We start from the raw sequence: 18,190 nt of genomic DNA on the forward strand, positions 1-18,190 counted from the left end.
CACTGGTGCCCCCCTTTTTTTGCTTCCGCCGATGAGATAAGGACGTTCACCGCCCTGAACGACCACGAGCTGTCAGATCGCGGCGTCCTCCTGCCGCAATGTGAGCGACCGGTCCTCCGCCAGGTGCGTACCGAGAGCCGCATCATGGGGCCCCCGGTGCTCCGGTTTCTCCCGCGCGCCGGGCAGGGACCGGTATCCGCGCGCGACGAGCCGTACGTCCGCGAGGGCCCGGCGGGAGAGGTCGAGGACGGCGGTCAGCTCGTTCTGGGCGGCCTCCGGGCCGTCGGGCAGCAGCCGTTGGACGAGCGCGCACTTCATGGCGATCGCGGAGAGGCTGGATCCGAGCACCTCGTGGAGCTCGCGCTCCACGAGCAGCCGCTCCCGGTCGACGGCCAGCCGGACGAGCGCGCCCCGGGCCTCGTGGAGGGCGATCACCAGCCGGTACAGCGCCGTGAAACCGTAGATGACGAGTCCCGCGACGAGCGAGGAGTCCGTCAGGTAGACGACGTCGTACAGGGGGTTTCCGGCCGCGACGGCCAGGGGCGCGATGACGCCGACGGCCGCTCCGTACAGCCAGAGCCGCCGGGTGCCGACGAGGGTGATGAGGAGCGAGCCGGCGAGGAATCCGGCCATCGAGCCCCAGGGGGCACCGAGCCAGAGGAGCGGCGCGTACGTGGCGAGGGCCTGGAGCGTGAGGCTGAGCGCGAGGGTGCCGGCCGGCCAGGTGCGCGGGCGGCGCAGCGAGTGGAGGAACTGGAGCGCGACGACGACGGCGAGGCAGCCGAGGAAGCCGAGCAGCTCGCGGCCGGATTCCGCGCCGGCGGAGGCGTTGATGACGACGACGAGGGTGTAGCCGACGACGACGGCGACGAGCATGCCGCGGGCCATCCGGACCGCCCAGTGCGGGGCGGCGGGCGCGCGCTCCTCGGAGCCGGCCCCGTCCGTACGGTCCACGGCGGCAGCCCCGCCGGTGTCCGGATCGGCCTTGGGGCCCTTCGCCGGCTCCAGCGGCGCGTGGGCGAGGAGCTCGAACCAGCCGTCCTCCGTGGGGCGTCCGGTGAACTCGCCGCCGACACCGTTCAACCGGGCCGCCAGATTGCCGAGGCCGCTGCCGCCTCCGCCGGTGGTGTCCCGGCTGGTCTCCCCCACGCCGTCGTTGCGGACCCGCAGCGTCACCGTCCCGCCCTCGCGGACGGCGGTGATCGTGCAGTGCTCCGCCTTGCTGTGCCGGAGCGCGTTGGTGACGGCCTCGCGCAGCACGATGGCGAGGACGGTGTCCAACTCCCTCGGGAGCGGGCCGCAGTCCAGCTCGGTGACGGCCTCGATCCCGGCGGCGGTGAGGACGGAGCGGGCGGACTCGGCCTCGGCGACGAGCGACATGTCGCGGTAGCCGGTGGCGACCAGGGACATGTCGGTCAGGGCCTCGCCGGCGATGCCGAACACTCCGGCGATCTCCGCGCGGGCGCGATCGGGAGCCGGCACGACCATCCGGTGGCTGAGTTCGGTCTTCAGGGTGATCGCCGAGAGGCTGTAGCCGAGGAGGTCGTGGAGGTCCCCCGCGACCCGCAGCCGTTCCCGGACGACGGCCATCCCGGCGATTTCGCGCCGGGTCTCGCGGAGTTCGGAGACGAGGTCGGAGAGCGAGCTGACCCCGTAGACGATGAGGCTGAACAGGAGGGTGACGCCGAGGCTGTAGAGCGCGATGCCCGTCCCCGCGATCGTGACGACGATCGGCACGATCGCGCCAGTGGCGAGCGCGAAGAGCGGCCAGCGGAGTGGGCCGGTCACGAGGAGGAGAATCGATCCGCCGAGCAGACCCGTCATCGCGCCCCAGGGCATGCCGAGCCAGACGAGCGGCAGGTAGGTGACCACGGCCTGCGCGCAGAGCGTGAGGACGCGGACGGGTACGGGCCAGGTGCGCGGACGCCGGGTCGAGCAGGCGAACTGGAGGGGGAGCAGAGCCGCCAGACAGACCGCCAGGAGCGCGATCCGCGCGGCTCCGGGCTCCTCCCCGAGGACGTTCAGGACGGTCACCAGCGTGTGACCGCCGAGCACTCCCAGGGTGACGAGCAGGGCCATGCGCGGGGTCTGATACGGGGGATCGGGCTCGTCGCCCCACCCTTCCCCCCGAGGCTTGTCGGGCATCAGAGCGTGCCTCCTACGCCATACCTGTGGTGTCCGAGAAGCACGGGCGATCGCCCAGGTACCCCCCTCCTGGATACCGCAGGTGATCTTACAGACGAGGCATCACACTGTCATGGGTACGACCGAACTTTCTCGGACAAGGGTGCCCGTGGGAGGTTTCAACTCATGCGTGTTCATATGGAAGTTACAGAAAGAGGGGCGTCGGGTTCAGGTCCTCGTAGCGCGTCGGGGCGGAGAGCCTCCCGAGCCGCACCGGCACCTCGAAGAGCCGCCCCGGTGCGAACCTCGCCCAGAAGTGCCGCAAGCCCGGCACGACCACCTTCACCACGGGCAGCCCCAGATCGGGCCGCGTCTGGTCCAGGACCAGTACCTCAAGACCGTGGGTCCGGGCCAGACCGACCAGATGCTCCAGATCGTCCCGGATGTCGGCGCGCGGCACGTACCCGTACGACTCCGGGGTCCGCACCGGCAGTTCCGGGTCGGGCAGCAGGTACGGCTGGTCCGCGACCGTCGCCCCGCGCAGCCAGTCGAGCAGATGGGCCGGGAGACCCGGCGCGTACCCCCGCGTCCCTGACGGCAGCGAGGGCAGCATCTGCCCCAGCTCCGTGACCGCCCGGCTCAGCGCGACCGCCGGATCGAGGTGGGCCCCGAAGCCCAGCATGATGTCCTCCGCGGGTCCCCCGGCCCGGCGCGACACCGCCGCCATCACCGGGATCCCCAGGTCGGCCGTGAGGTCCAGGACCCAGATCGAGCGGTCCAGCTCCCGGAAGCGCTCGGGCAGCGCCGCCACCCACGGATCGCCGAACGCCGCCAGGTCCACGGCGGCGTGCCGGGTGCGGTTGTACCACCACAGCGCCACCGCGTCGCGCTCCACCAGTTCCAGGAAGCCCTGGAGGATCGCGTCTTCCAGGGAGCCGCCCGCGGCGTTGCCGTTCGAGTCGGCCACGACCGAGGCCACGGAGGGCCCACCGAGGTACGCCTGCGCCGAGAGCAGCAGCCGGTGCTCCCCGCCGGTGAGCGACCACACCGGCGTCCACTCGGCCTCCGCGTCCTCGTCGAACCGCTCCGGCACGTACTCGAAGGGGACGCCCGAGGCGTTCCAACGCTCGCGGTCCTCGTACTGCCGCTCGTCGAACAGCATGCAGTCCCCCGGGTGCACGGCCCGGTCCGCCAGCTCGCGATAGCTCCCGCGCACGGTCTCCTCGTCGCCGTGACGCGTCGCGCTGTACCGCTCGACCGCCTCGCACAGCGCGCTGACCCGCGCCTCGGCGTCCGTCCGTCCCTTGCCGCCGCTCTGCATCCGCAGCCCCGCCCGGCGCGCGGACAGGTCGCCCTCCGGCAGGGCCAGGTTGGGCCCCGACCGGTAGCAGGGCAGGAACGAAGGGCTCCGCGGGTCCCGCACGACCCGCTCCGTGACCCCGGTGACCGGGTCGGCCAACCGCCCGAACCGCTCCCACATCTGCTCCGCCGAGAGCGTCCGGTGCCCGTTCCCGCCGGTCGCGCCCTTCGGCCGGGACACCGGCACCACCGGCCTCCGCGCCCGCTCCGAAACCATCCCCGGGTCCCCGCAGTCCGGGCACTGCGGCCGCGCCGCCACCGGATGGTGACCGGCCACGAGGGTCAGCGTGTCCAGCGTCCACAGCGTGTTCTGGCGCTCCTCGCGCAGCTCGGCGAGCCACTTCGCCGCCTCCAGGGCCGCCGTCTGCAGCCCCAGTTCCCGCGTGGTCGCCAGCGAGGTCTCCGGCGCCCGCACGGGGGCCGCGAGCCCCAGCGCCCGCCGTACGTGCGACTCACCGCGCCGGCGGGATCGGAGCCGTACCGCCAGACAGGACCAGCAGGCGCCGGCCGTACCCGGCTGGAACACCGGGCCGACCCAGAGCTGCGCCCCGTACGGCTTCGCCGGCAGCCAGGGCCGGCCGTCGGCGAGCCGTGCCGCGTTGAACTCGGCCAGCGCCGGGTCCAGATAGTCGTCGCACACGACCAGCGTGAAGGGCGAGTCCGGGCCGCAGACCAGCCCCGCCGTGCGGCAGGCGCGCTCGGCCGCCGCCGCGTCGGCTCCGCCGAACGCCACGACGGACACCTCCGCGTCCGCCGGACCGTCGACACCCGCCAGATCCCAGTACGCGCCCGAGGGGACGTCCCGGGGGGCCGTGCGGAAGCCGACGAGACCCGCGGCGGTGAGCCGGTCGATCATGCCGTCCAGCTGTTCCGCGGGGAACCCCGTGGCCTCGCGCAGTTCGGGCAGGGTCAGCGACCCGTCGAGCAGCGGGGCCATCCTCTGGATCGCGTTGCCGGAGAGAGCGGTCGTCCCCCGGGGCGAGACGAGGTAGACGGCCTCGCCCGGGACGATCTCGGCCCGCAGGTGGCGCCGGAACCCGATCGGTCGTGTCTCGTCCACACGCATGGCGCGGGCCGGGCTCTCTACTGGGCCGCGGCCGGGGTCGGGATCGTGACGGCGCACCATCCGGTGGGGTCGCCGGTGAAGCCGTCGATGTCGTCCAGGTCCTCGATGATCAGGTCGTCAACGGCAAGGGTGATCTGCATGAGTTCATCGCCTCTCTCGTCCGGTCCGCGGCCGTCGGTGCCGCGGTCGACCACACTTTCCAGCCTCGGCCGTGCGGGCCGCCATGCACCGGTTCACGTTCGCCGCGTGGATTCTTCACACGGGAGAGATGCACGGGTCAGTGGGCAAGTGCCGCCCCTCTCGGCATGCTCGGAAACCCAGACCAACAGCGCGAAGCCGGGAGGAACGGAAATGTCCGAGGGCCCCATGAGGTACGACTCCGCCAACGTCTGGCAGCAGCCCGGACAGCTCAGCATCGGGCTGCTCGGCCCCCTGACCCTGCACCTCGACGGGGCGCAGGTGACGGCCAGCGCGCCCAAGCAGCGCCAGGTGCTCGCCCTGCTCGCGCTCAACGTGGGCCGGATCGTCACGGTCCCGGCGCTGATCGAGGAGCTGTGGGGGGACCGTCCCCCGCGCAGCCACGCCACCACCCTGCAGACCTACATCCTCCAGCTGCGCAACGCCTTTGCCGCCGCCCACGCCGAACGCCCCGGTGTGCGGCAGATCCTGAGCACACGTCACAACGGCTACCTCCTGGAGGGCGACGCCTGCACGACGGACGTCTCCGTCTTCGAGGAACGTGTGCGGGCCGGGTACGCCGCCTCCGAGGCCGGCGACCACCGCCGCTTCTCCGAGGAGCTCCGCCAGGCGCTCCAGCTCTGGCGCGGTCCCGCGCTCGTCGACATCCGCAAGGGCAGCGTCCTGGAGATCGAGGCCGTCTCCCTGGAGGAGAGCCGGCTCGGCGCCCTGGAGCGGCGCATCGAGGCCGACCTGGCCCTCGGCCGCCACGCCGACCTGCTCGGCGAACTGACCCGGGTGGTCGCGCGGAACACGATGAACGAGAACCTCTGCGCGTATCTGATGATCGCCCTCTACCGGGCGGGCCGCGTCGGCCGCTCCCTGGAGGCCTTCCACCGGCTCAGGTCCGTCCTCAACCAGGAACTGGGCGTCGAGCCCTGTCCGCGGCTCCAGAACCTCCAGTCGGCGATCCTCTCCGGCCATCCCGCCCTGGACGTCTGGTCCGTCTCCTGGTCCTCGGAGGACTTCGCCGCGCACCGTCTGGCGCGGGCCTCCTGAGACCGCTCGGGCGGCCCCGCGCGATTCGAGTCCCGCTCCAGCCCCGGTGACGAGACTCCGGACCGCGGCCGGTACGTCGCACGGCTCACACGTCGGCACAGCTTCCTGGAGGAGGGAGACGGATGGCTTCCCTGACGGCGGTCGACGGGGTGGTGGAGCGGCGGGTACGGCTCCACTGCCTCGCCCACGCGGGCGCGGGCGCGTCCAGCTACCGCCGCTGGCCCGCCGCGGCCGGACCCGCGGTGGAGGTGGTGGCCCTTCCGCTGCCCGGCCGGGACCGCCGGCGGCGCGAACCGCGCGTCACCGACCGCTCCGGACTCCTCGGCGACCTGCTCGCGCCGCTCCTGGAAACGGCGCACTCCGGCCCGTACGCGCTGTACGGGCACAGCCTCGGCGCGCTGGTCGCCTACACGCTGACCCGGGCACTGGCCGACGAGGGGGCGCCCCCGCCCCTGTTCCTCGCCGTGGGCGCCTGCCTGCCGCCCCACGCCACGACCCCCCTGATGAGCGCGGCGGACGCCCCCGTCGAGCGGTTGCTGCCGCTCCTCGGCGGCCTCGGCTCGCTGCCGAAGGGAACCTCCGACCCCGGCGGGCTGTGGTACCGCTCCGTCCTGCCCTTGCTCCGTGACGACCTGCGACTGGCCAGGTCCCTGCGGCAGGCGGCCCTGGACCCCGCCACCGGCGGCCCCGTGGACGTCCCCCTGCTCGTCTTCGCCGGCAGCGACGACCCGCTGGCCGTCCCCACCGCGCTCCGGGAGTGGCGGCGGTGGACCACCGGGCCCGTCACCCCGCGCACCCTGGCCGGGGACCACTTCTTCGTCGTCGACGAAGCGCTGCCCGCCCTGATCGGCGAGGCGTGCCGGGAGCACCTGTCCCGTACGCCGGCCGCCCGGGCCCCTACCGCCGACGGCGCGCGGTGAGACGGGCCGGGGACACCGGCGGGATCACGGTGCCCCCGGCCACGGCTCGCCGACGGCCACCGGGGCCGGCCCCGGCCCCACGGCCCGCAGCCCGCAGCCCGCGGCCCACGGGTCCGGCCACGACGGGGCCCGGGGCGAGGCGCGCTCCGCCGGGTTCGAGCCGGACACGAGCCGTTCAGGACAAGGTCGTCGGCACGTCCGCCGACCGAGGCGGATCCCGGTACCGCCCGCCGACGGCCCCGACGCGTGGCGGACGGCCGTGCCGGCGTGAGCAACGCCGGCACGGCAGGCCACCGCACCCGCACGCGGTGGTCCACGCCGGCCCCGTCACTGCATGAAGAGGGTGTGGAAGATGCCGGACCGGCCGGACCTGTCTGTCCGTACCTCGGTACGCCCCCCAGCCCGTCCTCGGCCCGGTCAGCGCCCCGTGAGCGCGCCCGGGACCACTCGGCCGCCCGGACAGGGCGCCCACGCCCCGGCACGGGACGCCCCCTCCGCGCCGCGGGCCGCCGAGCCCGCGCGGGCCGCACGGCTGGAAGCGGCGCTCGGGGATCCCTTCGACCCCGGTAACCCGCACGGCCACCTGGCGCTGCTGCGCGCCGACGAGGCCCGCGAGGTGCCCGAGGCCACCGAGGCGCTGCTCGCCGAGGCCGGGCTGGCCGCCGAGTTCGTCCCTCACGACCTCGGCGGCCGGCTCACCGGCCTGGAGGAGCTGGCCCGCGTCCTGCGCCCGCTGTTCCGCCGTGACCTCGCCCTCGGCTACGGCTTCGGCATCACCTCGCTGTTCGCCGCCTCGTCGGTGTGGACCGCCGGGGACGAGGACCAGCGGCGTTCGCTGGCCGGCGTTCTGCTCGGCGGCGGCCGTGTCACGATCGTGCACCGCGAGGTCGCCCACGCCAACGCCATCCTGCGCGACGAGATGCACGCCGGGCCGCGCCCCGGCGGCGGCTGGCTGGTCGGCGGGCGCAAGGACGTCGTCATCAACGCCCACCGCGCGAACGCGTTCGTCATGTACGCCCGTACGTCGGAAGGGGACGGCCCCCGCAGCCACTCCGTGCTGATCCTCGGCCCCGACGCGCCGGCCGCCGGCGAGGTGCGCCGCCTCGGCCGGGTGAAGACGCCCGGCATGCGCGGGGCGCACTTCTCCGGCCTCGAACTCGACGGTGTGGCCCTGCCGGACGGCGCCCTGGTCGGCGCCGTCGGCGACGGGGTGTCGCTGGCGCTGCGCAGCTTCCAGACCAGCCACTGCCTGGTCCCCGGCACCGTGCTCGCGGGCGTGGACAGCGTCCTGCGCATGGCGGTGCGCGCGGCCACCGAGAACCGGCCCGACGCCCGGCCCACGCGCCGCGGCCGGAAGGTGCTCGCCGGGGTCTTCGCCGATCTGCTGGCCTGCGACGCGATGGCGGTGACCGGGCTGCGGGCGATGAGTCTGGTGCCCGAGCAGTCGTACCTCCTGGGCGCGGCCGTGAAGTACACGATGCCCGATCTGCTGCGCGAGGACCTGGAGGAACTGGCCACCGTGCTCGGCGGGCGCGGCTACGACCGCGGCCCCCTGTACGGGGGCTTCCAGAAGCTCGTGCGCGATCTGCCGGTGGCCGGGCTGGGGCACGCGGGCACCGCCGTCTGCCAGGCGGTGATCGTCCCGCAGCTTCCGGCGCTGGCCCGTACGGCCTGGTTCCGTACCGCCGAGCCGCCGCCCGCGCTCTTCACGCCCGGGGCGCCCCTGCCCCCCTTCGACCACCGGCGGCTGGCCCACTCGCGTACGGACGACCTGCTGACGGCCACCCTCGTCGGGGTCACGGGCCGGCTGGAGGGGCACACCGGACACGGGTCCCCGCACTCCGCGCTGGCCGCGCTCGCCCGGACCTTCGTCGAGGAGCTGCGGACGCTGCGCGTCCATTGCGTCACGCTCAGCGGCGCCTTCGACCCGCAGGCCTGTGCCCTGGCCGACCGCTACGCACTGGTGCTCTCGGCCGCCGCCGTGCTGGGGCTCTGGGAGGCGCGGGCCACGCACGGCGACGCGTTCCTCGGGGATCCGGCATGGGCGGTGCTCGCCCTCAGCCGCATCGCCCGCCGGCTGGGCGTGCGAGGGGCGGACCCGTCCGACGGAACCGTCGAGGCGGTGCTGGACGAGCTGCTCGCCCGGTGCCGGGAGCGGCGCAGCCTCGACCTGTACGGGACGCGGCTGTCGGGCTGACGGGCCTTCGGACGCAGAACAGGCCGGGGCGGCCGGCACGACGACGCAGGAGGTGACGATGCATCAGGTGGAGTGCGCCGTGCCGGTGCACGTGCCGCGGCCGGACGGGCCGTGGGACTGGGTGCGGGAGGACCTGGCGGAACTCGGTAACGCGGTGGCCTACACGACGTGGACCGCATGGCTGCCGAACGTCCTGACCACCGCCCGGCTGCGCGAGCTGCTGGGCACGGACTGGGACCGCTACCGCGGCGCCCACGACCCCGCCGCCCGCTACCGCTTCGCCGCCACCCGGCTGCTCATCAAGTACACGGCCGGGGCGGCCCTCGGGATCGAGCCGGAGCACCTGGACCTGTCCTACCGGCTCGGCGGGCGCCCGTATTTGCGCGGTTTCGACCAGATCGAGCTGAGCCTGTCGCACACCGGGGACCTGATGGCCGTGGGGCTGAGCCGCACCGGCCGGATCGGGGTGGACGTGGAGCCGTCGGGGCGCACCGTCCGGCTGGACCTGCTGCGGGAGCAGATCCTGACCGCCACCGAGGCGGCGGAGATCGCGAAGCTGCCGGAGGCGCTGCGGGTGCCGCACGCGGTGCGGCTGTGGACGCTGAAGGAGGCGTACTCCAAGGCGCTGGGGCAGGGGTTGCGGCTCGGCTTCAAGGAGTTCGGCTTCGGGCGGGACCTGGAGCTGCACGCCCCGGACGGCAGCGCCGCCACCCGCGGCGAGTGGGGCTTCGCCACGCACGAGGTGCTGGGCCGGTACCTGGTGAGCGTCGCCTGCCACGACGCCGGCCTGTGCACCGCGGACGACACGTCCGCCGGGACCATGCTCGACCAGGGGTTCCTGTCGGCGATGAGGACGGACAGCCCGTGACCCCGTGCGCCGTCCGTCCCCTCCCGGCCCGGGCGAGGCCCCGGAGAGGCCCGGACCCGCCGGTGCCGGGCCTCTCCGGGGCCTCGCCGGGCGGGAAGGCGTCCGAAGCCGGACCGGGGCCGGTTTCCACCCGGGCCCGAGCCCTGGTCGAGCGCCGGGACAGACCGTTGCGACACACCACGACGGCCCTTGGGGAGCGGGCCGGACCGGCACCGGCGATGCCGACGAGGTCCGGCCGTCCCCCGTCTCCTGAGCGGAGTGTCCTTGTGAGCAGCGGACCCGTGACCTCACCCACCGCTGAGGCGGCAGGCCCCCGGACCGGGAACCGCGGTCCGGCCCGGACCAGCCCCTCACAGGGCGCGAAAAGGCTGCCGCGGGTCCGGGAAGCGGCCCCCTCCCCGGCCGAGGCCGAGGCGGGAGTCACCGGGAGGACGATGGGGGTGTGCCTGGTGGGTGCCGGGCCCCGCGGGCTGTCCGTACTGGAGCGGCTCTGCGCGCAGGAGCGGAAGTCCCCCCGCTGGGACCGCCTCACCGTGCACGTCGTGGAGCCGGATCCGCCGGGCGCCGGCCGCGTCTGGCGGCCCTCGCAGTCCCGGCACCTGCTCATGAACACCGTGGCCTCGCAGGTGACCGTCCACACGGACGCCAGCGTCAGGATCGAAGGACCGCTGGAGGAGGGCCCGAGCCTCCACGAGTGGGCCAGGGCGCTGGGCGCCGGCGGTCTCGTCCCCGGCGCCGGCGCGCCGTACGACGACGAGACGCTCGCCGAGGCCCGCGGCCTGGGCCCGGACGCGTATCCCACCCGCTCGCTGTACGGCCACTACCTGACCTGGGTGTTCGGGCAGGTCGTCTCGAAGGCGGCTGCGCACGTCGACATTCGCGTGCACGCCTCGCGCGCCGTCGCCCTGGAGGACGCCGACCCCGGACCCGACGCGGCGCAGACCGTGGTCCTGGAGGACGGCACCCGGCTGACCGGTCTCGGCGCCGTGGTGCTCGCGCAGGGCCACGTACAGGTCCGGCCGACCGAGACGGAGCGGGGGCACGCCGAGTACGCGGCCCGGCACGGGCTGACCTACATCCCGCCGGGCAACCCGGCGGACGTGGACCTGTCGGGCGTGGCCCCGGGCGAGACGGTGCTGCTGCGAGGGCTCGGGCTGAACTTCTTCGACTACATGGCGCTGTTCACGCACGCACGCGGCGGGGTGTTCGAACGCGTCGGCGGCCGCCTGGTGTACCGGCCCTCCGGCCGCGAGCCGCGGCTGTACGCCGGATCCCGGCGCGGCGTGCCGTACCAGGCGCGAGGCGACAACGAGAAGGGCGCGCACGGCCGCTACCGTCCGCGGCTGCTGACCACGGGGCTGGTGGCGGAGCTGCGCGCGCGGGTGAGGGCCGGCCGGCCGATCCGCTTCGGCACCGAGCTGTGGCCGCTCATCTCCAAGGAGGTGCGCACGGTCTACTACGAGACACTGCTGGCGCGGCGCGCGCATCCGGACGAGGTGGCCGTGTTCTCGGCCGTGTTCCTGCGGGCGGAGGAGGGCGCGGCCGAGGAGCGGCTGCTGGCCGCGGCCGGTGTCGACGAAGGCGAGCGGTGGGACTGGGACGGCGTCGTCCGCCCGTCGGGTGAGCGCGTCTTCCCCGACCTGGCCGCCTTCCGCTCCTGGCTGCGCGACTACCTGGACGAGGATGTGCGCAGGGCCCGTGAGGGCAACGTCAGCGGGCCGTTCAAGGCCGCTCTGGACGTGTTGCGGGATCTGCGCAACGAGCTGCGCCTGGTCATCGACCACGGAGGGCTGGACGCCGCTTCCCACCGTGACGAGCTGGACGGGTGGTACACGCCCCTCAACGCCTACCTGTCCATCGGCCCGCCGGCCTCCCGTGTCGAGGAGATGGCAGCGCTGATCGACGCGGGGATCCTCGACGTGACCGGTCCGGGGCTGCGGGTGGCCGCCGACGCGCACGACCCGGAGGGCCCGGCCTTCGTCGGTACCTCCGAGGGGGTCGCCGGTCTCCGGGTGCGGGCCACGGTGCTGATCGAGGCCCGGCTGCCGGAGATCGACGTCCGGCGTACCGCCGATCCGCTGATGGATGGGCTGTTGCGTACCGGGCAGGGGCGGCCTCACCGCGTCGCGGGCACGGACGGCTCGTCGTACGAGACCGGTGGCCTGGCCGTGTCCGAGCGGCCGTACCGCCTCATCGACGCCCGGGGAGTGCCGCATCCGAGGCGGTTCGCGTACGGGGTGCCCACCGAGTCCGTGCACTGGGTGACCGCGGCCGGCATCCGTCCGGGTGTGGGCTCAGTGACGCTGGAGGACTCCGACGCCGTCGCGGCCGCGGTGCTGGCGCTGGCGGAGCCGTCGGCCGGGGCCGTGAGGGCGACGGCCCCGCCGGCGCCCGCCCGCTCGGGCAGGGGTGGCCGCGTGAGCCCCGCCGCCGGGCGCCGTCCCGCCGGAACCGACACCGGGCTGCTGTCCCCGGTCCGGGCCGGCACTCCCGTCGAGGCCGCCGTCGACGACACCGCCTGGGTCCAGGCAATGCTCGACGCGGAGGCCGCGCTGGCCCGCGCCCAGGCCCGGTGCGGCACCGTCCCGGCCGCCGCGGCCGCCGCGATCACCGCCGCCGCCCGCGCCGCGGACTTCGACGTACGGGAGCTGGCACTGGCCTCGCGGGAGACCGCGAACCCGGTGGTGGGCCTGGTGAAGGCGCTCACCGCGCGCGTCGCGGCCCACTCGCCCGAAGCGGCCGAGTACGTGCACCGCGGTTCCACGAGCCAGGACGTCTTCGACACCGGCGCGATGCTGGTGGCCACCCGCGCCCTGCGCCTGGTCGTCGCGGACCTCAGGACCGTGGCCGACACCCTGGGGGTCCTGGCCGCCGACCACCGGGACACGGTGATGGCGGGCCGTACTCTCGCCCTGCACGCCGTGCCCACCACCCTCGGACTGAAGGCGGCGGGCTGGCGCCAGCTGGTCCTGGAGTCCGCCGAGCGCCTGGAGCGGCTGGAGGGGGGCGGGCTGCCGGTCTCCCTGGGCGGCGCGGCCGGCACCCTGGCGGGCTACCTCCAGTACGCGGGCGACGGGGCCGATCCGGCGGCCGTCCTGGCCGAGCTGGTGGACGCCTTCGCCGACGAGACGGGGCTGGGCGCGCCGGTCCTGCCGTGGCACGCGCTGCGTACGCCCGTCGCCGACCTGGGCGCGGCCCTCGCGCACACCGCGGGGGCGCTGGGGAAGATCGCCGTCGACGTGCTCGTCCTCACGCGTACCGAGACCGGGGAGGTGGCCGAGCCGGCGGTGTCCGGGCGGGGCGCCTCCTCGGCGATGCCGCACAAGCGCAACCCCGTGCTGTCGACGCTGATCCGCTCGGCCGCCCTCCAGGTCCCGGCCTTGGCCGCCGTCCTCGCCCAGTGCCTGCAGCACGAGGACGAGCGGTCGGCCGGGGTCTGGCACGCCGAGTGGCAGCCGCTGCGCGAGGCGCTGCGGCTGACCGGCGGGGCCGCGCACACCATGGTGGAGCTGGTCCGGGGACTCACGGTGCGCCCCGAGCGGATGGCGGCCAACCTGCGGGCCACCGGCGGGCAGATCGTCTCCGAGCGGATCAGCGCCCTGCTCGCCCCGAGGCTGGGCAGCACGGCCGCGAAGGAGCTGCTGACCCGCGCGTCGTCGGAGGCCGCCGACACCGGCCGGCCGCTGGTCGAGGTGCTGGCCGGACGGGACGAGGTACGGGGGGCCCTGTCCCCCGTGGAACTCGCGCCGCTGCTCGACCCGGCCCACTACACGGGCATGGCCGGCCCCCTGGTCGACCGCGCGCTGACGGCCTCCGGACCGCCTCCCGCCACCGGCCCCGGAAAGACCTCCGGTACCACGGGAGAGCCCCGGGCCCGGCAGCGGTCGTAGCAGGTGCGGGAGGCGGGGCCGTACAGGGCCGCGACCCCGGAGAGGAACATCGCGCGTGTGAGCTGCCGGTCGCCGCCTCCGGGGCGTGTTCGCCGTGGAGAGAAGTGCCCGACCGCTTCGTGGCCGGGGCGGGGCGGCGACGACCGAGGACTTCCAGCCGGTCATGTCATGCGTGTGCCGGACGGCTTGACCCGCAGGACGATCGGCCGCATCCCCCGGATCCGGTGAACATCGAGGGTCACGAGGCCCGGGGGGATGAGGTCGCGGAACTCCGCGACAACCACGGGTGCGTCGTCGACGGCCGGCTGGGGCTCCGGCTCGTCGGCGTCCAGCTCGATCGTGCCCTACTTCTTGCCGCTCCCGGACGTTCCTCCGTGGCGGAACTCCACCACGTCCCCGTCCTGCATGACGTAGTCCTTGCCCTCCATGCGGGCCTTGCCCTTGGCGCGGGCCTCGGCGACCGAGCCGGTCTCCACCAGGTCGGCGAAGGAGACGATCTCCGCCTTGATGAAGCCCTTCTGGAAGTCGGTGTGGATGACACCGGCCGCCTCCGGGGCCGTGGCGCCCTTCTTGATGGTCCAGGCGCGGGCTTCCTTCGGACCTGCCGTGAGGTAGGTCTGGAGGCCCAGGGTCTCGAAGCCGACGCGGCCGAGGGTGGCGAGGCCGGGCTCTTCCTGACCCATGGACTGGAGCAGTTCGAGTGCCTCGTCGTCGTCCAGCTCGATCAGCTCGGACTCGATCTTGGCGTTCAGGAAGATCGCCTCGGCGGGGGCGACCAGGGCGCGCTGCTCGTTCTTGAAGTCCTCGTCGACCAGCTCGTCCTCGTCGACGTTGAAGACGTACAGGAAGGGCTTGGTGGTGAGCAGGTGCAGCTCGTGCAGGAGCCTGCCCTTCTCGGTGCCCGCCGTGATGCCCGCGGCGAACAGGGTCTGGCCGGTCTCCAGGATCTGCTTCGCCTCCTCGACCGCGGCGAGGACGGCGACCTTCTCCTTCTGGAGGCGGGACTCCTTCGTCAGGCGCGGGACGGCCTTCTCGACGGACTGGAGGTCGGCGAGGATCAGCTCGGTGTTGATCGTCTCGATGTCGTCCTTCGGCGAGACCTTGCCGTCGACGTGTACGACGTTCTCGTCCTTGAAGGCCCGGATGACCTGGCAGATCGCGTCGGACTCACGGATGTTCGCCAGGAACTTGTTCCCGAGGCCCTCGCCCTCCGAAGCGCCTCGGACGATGCCGGCGATGTCGACGAAGTCCACCGTGGCCGGGAGGAGCCGCTGGGAGCTGAAGATCTCCGCGAGCTTGTCCAGGCGCGGGTCCGGGACGCCGACCACGCCGACGTTCGGCTCGATCGTGGCGAACGGGTAGTTGGCCGCCAGCACGTCGTTCTTGGTCAGGGCGTTGAACAGGGTCGACTTGCCGACATTCGGCAGACCGACGATTCCGATCGTGAGCGACACGTTGGCGACTTCCTGGAGTGAGGCGGGGAGGGCAGGGGCAGGGGCGTCCCGGGCCGGCTCGGTCCTCGGTGGACCGGGGCCCGGAGTGGACCGATTCTCCAGTCTACGGGCCTGCCCCATGGGCCCGAACAGTGCGGCTTTCGGCCGTGTGACATCGAACGCAACCCCAAGGTCGGCCAAAGCGCGTGTCCAACGCCTGATTCCCCGCCCCCGGCGACCTACGTTGTGGAGGTGGAGCAGCACAGGACACGTCCCCCGCAGCGCCGGCAGCCCCCGCAGGCCGCGCCCGCCCCGCCCGCGCCGGGTGGTTCCGCCGTGTACCGGGTGCGGGTGCGGAGTGTGCCGCCCGTCGTCCTCGCGCTGCGGCGCTTCCCCAACCCCCGGCTCACCGGGATCGGGGCCGGGCTGTTCGCCTCGCTCACCATGTTCGTCCTCGCCTGTGCCGACCGGCTGCTGTTCGACGGCTCGGAGCTCGTCTACGGGCTGCTCTTCCTGCCCGTCAGCGCGCTGACGGCCCTCTGGGTGCGGCCCGCCGATCTGGTCACCGCGCCGATCAGCGTGCCGATCGCCTTCGCCGTCGGGGTGTTCCCGATCTCCGGGGGGTCCGAGGGTTTCGGCGGGCAGGTCATGGGCCTCGTCACCGCCCTCGCCGTGCACGCCGGCTGGCTGTACGGCGGAACGCTCGTCGCGGGCCTCATCGTCACCGTGCGCAAGGTGCGCCTGATGCGGGCGCGGCGGCGGTACGTCCTGGCCCAGGGGCGCGGTCCCGCCGGTGAGCGGAGGCCCCGTGCGACCGACGCCCCCGCCTCGTCCTCGAAGCCCGTACGGGCCGGGGCAGGCCCGGCGGCCGCGGCCCGCCGACCTCAGCGGCCCTGACGTCCGACCGCCCCGCATCCCGCGGGCGGGGCCGTCCGGCCCGCTCCTGCCGCCCTGCTCCGTCCCCGCGGTCCTGACGCTGGGGCCCGGTGCGCCTGGCGCCCCGCCGAGCCCGGTCGGCCTGCTCGGCCCCCGTCGGCTCCGACGGCCCCGACCCGCTCAGCCCTTGCCCGGCCCCGGATCAGCCGCCGCCATCGCCGCCCCCACGATGCCCGCGTTGTTCTGGAGCTGCGCCGGGACCAGCTCGGCCCGGACCTTCTCGATCAGGGGCAGGAACTTCTCCGCCTTGCGGCTCACACCGCCGCCGATGATGAACAGCTCCGGCGAGAACAGCATCTCCACGTGCAGCAGGTACTTCTGGACCCGGTGCGCCCAGTGGTGCCAGCTCAGGTCCTCGTCCTCCTTGGCCTTCGTGGAGGCGTGCTTCTCCGCGTCGTGGCCGTGCAGTTCCAGGTGACCCAGCTCGGTGTTGGGGACGAGCCTGCCGTCGGTGAAGACCGCGCTGCCGATGCCCGTACCGAACGTCAGCAGGATGACCGTGCCCGTGCGGCCCTTGCCCGCGCCGAAGGTCATCTCGGCCACTCCGGCCGCGTCCGCGTCGTTCAGGAGGGTGACGGGCCGGCCGATCCGCTCGCCCAGCAGGGTCCGGGCGTCCGTGTCGACCCAGCCCTTGTCGACATTGGCCGCGGTGCGGGTGACACCGTCCGTGACGACCCCGGGGAAGGTGATGCCGACCGGGCCCGACCAGTCGAAGTGGCCGACCACCTCGGCCACGCCGTCGGCCACGCTCTCGGGCGTGGCCGGGTGCGGTGTCAGCACCTTGTGGCGCTCCCGCGCCAGGTCCCCTCGGTCCAGGTCCACGGGAGCGCCCTTGATCCCGGATCCGCCGATGTCCACGCCGAAGATCTCCATGGCATCCACCGTACGGGCAGCCCGGGCCCCTTGCGCGGCTACTCGGCGGAAAGGGCGGCGGCCTCGGCGCGCAGGTCGCGGCGGAGCTCCTTGGGCAGGGAGAAGGTGATCGACTCGTCGGCCGTCTTCACCGTCTCCACGTCCGCGTAACCCCGCTCCGCCAGCCATTCCAGGACGCCGTCGACGAGAACGTCGGGAACCGAGGCGCCGGAGGTCAGGCCGACCGTGGTCACGCCCTCCAGCCACGCCTCGTCGATCTCGCTCGCGAAGTCCACCAGATGGGCGGCGGGGGCTCCCGCGTCCAGGGCGACCTCGACCATCCGGATGGAGTTCGAGGAGTTCTTGGAGCCGACCACGATCACCAGCTCGGCGTCCTCGGCGAGCTTCTTCACCGCGATCTGGCGGTTCTGCGTGGCGTAGCAGATGTCGTCGCTGGGCGGCGAGAGGAGGTTCGGGAACTTCGACTTGAGGGCGTCGACCGTCTCCATCGTCTCGTCCACGGACAGGGTGGTCTGCGAGAGCCACACGACCTTCGACTCGTCGCGGACCTCCACGTTCGCCACGTCCTCGGGGCCGTCGACCAGCTGGATGTGGTCGGGGGCCTCGCCGGAGGTGCCGATGACCTCCTCGTGGCCCTCGTGGCCGATCAGGAGGATGTCGTAGTCCTCCTTGGCGTACCGGACGGCTTCCTTGTGGACCTTGGTGACCAGCGGGCAGGTCGCGTCGATGGTGGCGAGCTTGCGCTCGGCGGCCTCCGCGTGGACGGTGGGCGCGACGCCGTGCGCGGAGAACATCACGATGGAGCCCTCGGGCACCTCCGCGGTGACGTCCACGAAGATCGCACCCTTCCTCTCCAGGGTCTGCACGACGTACTTGTTGTGCACGATCTCGTGGCGGACGTAGATCGGGGCCCCGTACTGCTCCAGGGCCTTCTCGACGGCGATCACGGCACGGTCCACGCCCGCGCAGTAGCCACGGGGAGCGGCGAGCAGGACTCGGCGGGTGTCACTGCGGCGCGAAGCGCCTCCACTCGGGGTGGTGGCGGGTGACGGGCTGGGCGTTGCAGTCATGCGTCCCATCGTAAGGCCGTGGCGAACAGGCGCGAGGGCGGTCCGATCGGGACACTGGTCGCGGTGCGCGTGAGATCAGTCGCTGATGGTGATGGAGGGGTGTGACCTCGGTGTCGGAGAGCGGTTCGCAGAGCGGTCCCGGGAGTGGTCGGGCCGGCGGTTCCGGACGTGCTCCGGTCGGTGGCTCCGGGAGTGGTTCGGTCGGTGGCTCCGGGAGC

12 protein-coding genes and 3 pseudogenes are annotated in these 18,190 nt (G+C 73.7%); 8 read left to right on the top strand and 7 right to left on the bottom strand.

Going from position 1 to position 18,190, the window contains the following annotated elements:
* Positions 1 to 72 precede the first annotated feature (72 nt).
* The 3 genes from KME66_RS10635 to KME66_RS34395 form a co-directional block, all read right to left on the bottom strand.
* Positions 73 to 2,145: a histidine kinase gene (locus KME66_RS10635; protein WP_216321374.1), complete on the bottom strand. Its 2,073-nt coding sequence runs from the start codon at positions 2,143 to 2,145 to the stop codon at positions 73 to 75.
* Positions 2,146 to 2,329: 184 nt separating this feature from the next.
* Positions 2,330 to 4,549: a TOMM precursor leader peptide-binding protein gene (locus KME66_RS10640; RefSeq protein WP_216321377.1), complete on the bottom strand. Its 2,220-nt coding sequence runs from the start codon at positions 4,547 to 4,549 to the stop codon at positions 2,330 to 2,332.
* Positions 4,550 to 4,566: 17 nt separating this feature from the next.
* Complete coding sequence (locus KME66_RS34395) at positions 4,567 to 4,689, bottom strand: hypothetical protein (protein WP_301184489.1); 123 nt, start codon at positions 4,687 to 4,689, stop codon at positions 4,567 to 4,569.
* A 211-nt stretch (positions 4,690 to 4,900) separates the two neighbouring features.
* Between KME66_RS34395 and KME66_RS10645 the strand changes: the two genes are divergently transcribed.
* The 7 genes and pseudogenes from KME66_RS10645 (at position 4,901) to KME66_RS34540 (ending at position 13,660) form a co-directional block, all read left to right on the top strand.
* Entirely contained in the window at positions 4,901 to 5,785 is an 885-nt protein-coding gene (locus tag KME66_RS10645; protein WP_216321380.1) for an AfsR/SARP family transcriptional regulator, read from the top strand.
* 122 nt (positions 5,786 to 5,907) lie between these two features.
* Positions 5,908 to 6,705 carry a thioesterase II family protein gene (locus KME66_RS10650; RefSeq protein ID WP_216321383.1) on the top strand — a complete coding sequence of 266 codons (798 nt, stop codon included), beginning with the start codon at positions 5,908 to 5,910 and terminating at the stop codon, positions 6,703 to 6,705.
* A gap of 427 nt (positions 6,706 to 7,132) precedes the next feature.
* Positions 7,133 to 8,902, top strand: a complete 1,770-nt coding sequence (locus KME66_RS10655; RefSeq protein WP_253208292.1) for an acyl-CoA dehydrogenase — start codon at positions 7,133 to 7,135, stop codon at positions 8,900 to 8,902.
* 58 nt (positions 8,903 to 8,960) lie between these two features.
* Positions 8,961 to 9,770, top strand: coding sequence for a 4'-phosphopantetheinyl transferase superfamily protein (locus tag KME66_RS10660; protein ID WP_216321385.1), 810 nt, complete (start codon positions 8,961 to 8,963; stop codon positions 9,768 to 9,770).
* A gap of 434 nt (positions 9,771 to 10,204) precedes the next feature.
* Positions 10,205 to 12,115, top strand: a pseudogene (locus KME66_RS10665) (FAD/NAD(P)-binding protein); the annotation flags it as partial.
* Positions 12,116 to 12,265: 150 nt separating this feature from the next.
* Positions 12,266 to 13,282 (top strand): annotated as a pseudogene (pcaB, locus tag KME66_RS10670) (3-carboxy-cis,cis-muconate cycloisomerase); the annotation flags it as partial.
* A gap of 30 nt (positions 13,283 to 13,312) precedes the next feature.
* Positions 13,313 to 13,660, top strand: coding sequence for a hypothetical protein (locus tag KME66_RS34540; RefSeq protein WP_367303641.1), 348 nt, complete (start codon positions 13,313 to 13,315; stop codon positions 13,658 to 13,660).
* Here the strand turns inward: KME66_RS34540 and KME66_RS10675 are convergent.
* Together KME66_RS10675 and ychF are read right to left on the bottom strand one after the other, a co-directional pair.
* Positions 13,636 to 13,790 (bottom strand): annotated as a pseudogene (locus KME66_RS10675) (IS110 family transposase); the annotation flags it as partial. The gene KME66_RS34540 and the pseudogene KME66_RS10675 sit on opposite strands and share 25 nt — an antisense overlap.
* 214 nt (positions 13,791 to 14,004) lie before the next feature.
* The gene (ychF, locus tag KME66_RS10680) at positions 14,005 to 15,114 is read right to left on the bottom strand and encodes a redox-regulated ATPase YchF (protein WP_216321389.1); all 1,110 of its coding nucleotides are present in this window, start codon (positions 15,112 to 15,114) and stop codon (positions 14,005 to 14,007) included.
* A 315-nt stretch (positions 15,115 to 15,429) separates the two neighbouring features.
* On the opposite strand from ychF, the gene KME66_RS10685 reads away from it, so the two are divergent.
* Entirely contained in the window at positions 15,430 to 15,990 is a 561-nt protein-coding gene (locus KME66_RS10685) for a DUF6542 domain-containing protein (protein ID WP_073215277.1), read from the top strand.
* A 159-nt stretch (positions 15,991 to 16,149) separates the two neighbouring features.
* Here KME66_RS10685 and ppgK read toward each other — a convergent pair whose 3' ends face one another.
* Together ppgK and KME66_RS10695 are read right to left on the bottom strand one after the other, a co-directional pair.
* Positions 16,150 to 16,902 (bottom strand): polyphosphate--glucose phosphotransferase, encoded by a 753-nt coding sequence (ppgK, locus tag KME66_RS10690; RefSeq protein WP_073215280.1) that lies wholly within the window; start codon positions 16,900 to 16,902, stop codon positions 16,150 to 16,152.
* 38 nt (positions 16,903 to 16,940) lie between these two features.
* The gene (locus KME66_RS10695; RefSeq protein WP_073215283.1) at positions 16,941 to 17,972 is read right to left on the bottom strand and encodes a 4-hydroxy-3-methylbut-2-enyl diphosphate reductase; all 1,032 of its coding nucleotides are present in this window, start codon (positions 17,970 to 17,972) and stop codon (positions 16,941 to 16,943) included.
* Positions 17,973 to 18,190: the final 218 nt, after the last annotated feature.

It is taken from the genome of Streptomyces sp. YPW6 (genome assembly GCF_018866325.1).
Taxonomy (GTDB): Bacteria; Actinomycetota; Actinomycetes; order Streptomycetales; family Streptomycetaceae; genus Streptomyces.

What these genes read in the sequence shown, in the direction of transcription:
- KME66_RS10650 (WP_216321383.1), top strand. Translation starts at nt 5,908, where the DNA reads ATGGCTTCCCTGACGGCGGTCGACGGGGTGGTGGAGCGGCGGGTACGG.
- KME66_RS34540 (WP_367303641.1), top strand. Translation starts at nt 13,313, where the DNA reads ATGGCGGCCAACCTGCGGGCCACCGGCGGGCAGATCGTCTCCGAGCGG.
- KME66_RS10635 (WP_216321374.1), bottom strand. Translation starts at nt 2,145, where the DNA reads ATGCCCGACAAGCCTCGGGGGGAAGGGTGGGGCGACGAGCCCGATCCC.
- KME66_RS10695 (WP_073215283.1), bottom strand. Translation starts at nt 17,972, where the DNA reads ATGACTGCAACGCCCAGCCCGTCACCCGCCACCACCCCGAGTGGAGGC.
- KME66_RS34395 (WP_301184489.1), bottom strand. Translation starts at nt 4,689, where the DNA reads ATGCAGATCACCCTTGCCGTTGACGACCTGATCATCGAGGACCTGGAC.
- ppgK (WP_073215280.1), bottom strand. Translation starts at nt 16,902, where the DNA reads ATGGAGATCTTCGGCGTGGACATCGGCGGATCCGGGATCAAGGGCGCT.
- KME66_RS10660 (WP_216321385.1), top strand. Translation starts at nt 8,961, where the DNA reads ATGCATCAGGTGGAGTGCGCCGTGCCGGTGCACGTGCCGCGGCCGGAC.
- KME66_RS10645 (WP_216321380.1), top strand. Translation starts at nt 4,901, where the DNA reads ATGTCCGAGGGCCCCATGAGGTACGACTCCGCCAACGTCTGGCAGCAG.
- KME66_RS10640 (WP_216321377.1), bottom strand. Translation starts at nt 4,549, where the DNA reads ATGCGTGTGGACGAGACACGACCGATCGGGTTCCGGCGCCACCTGCGG.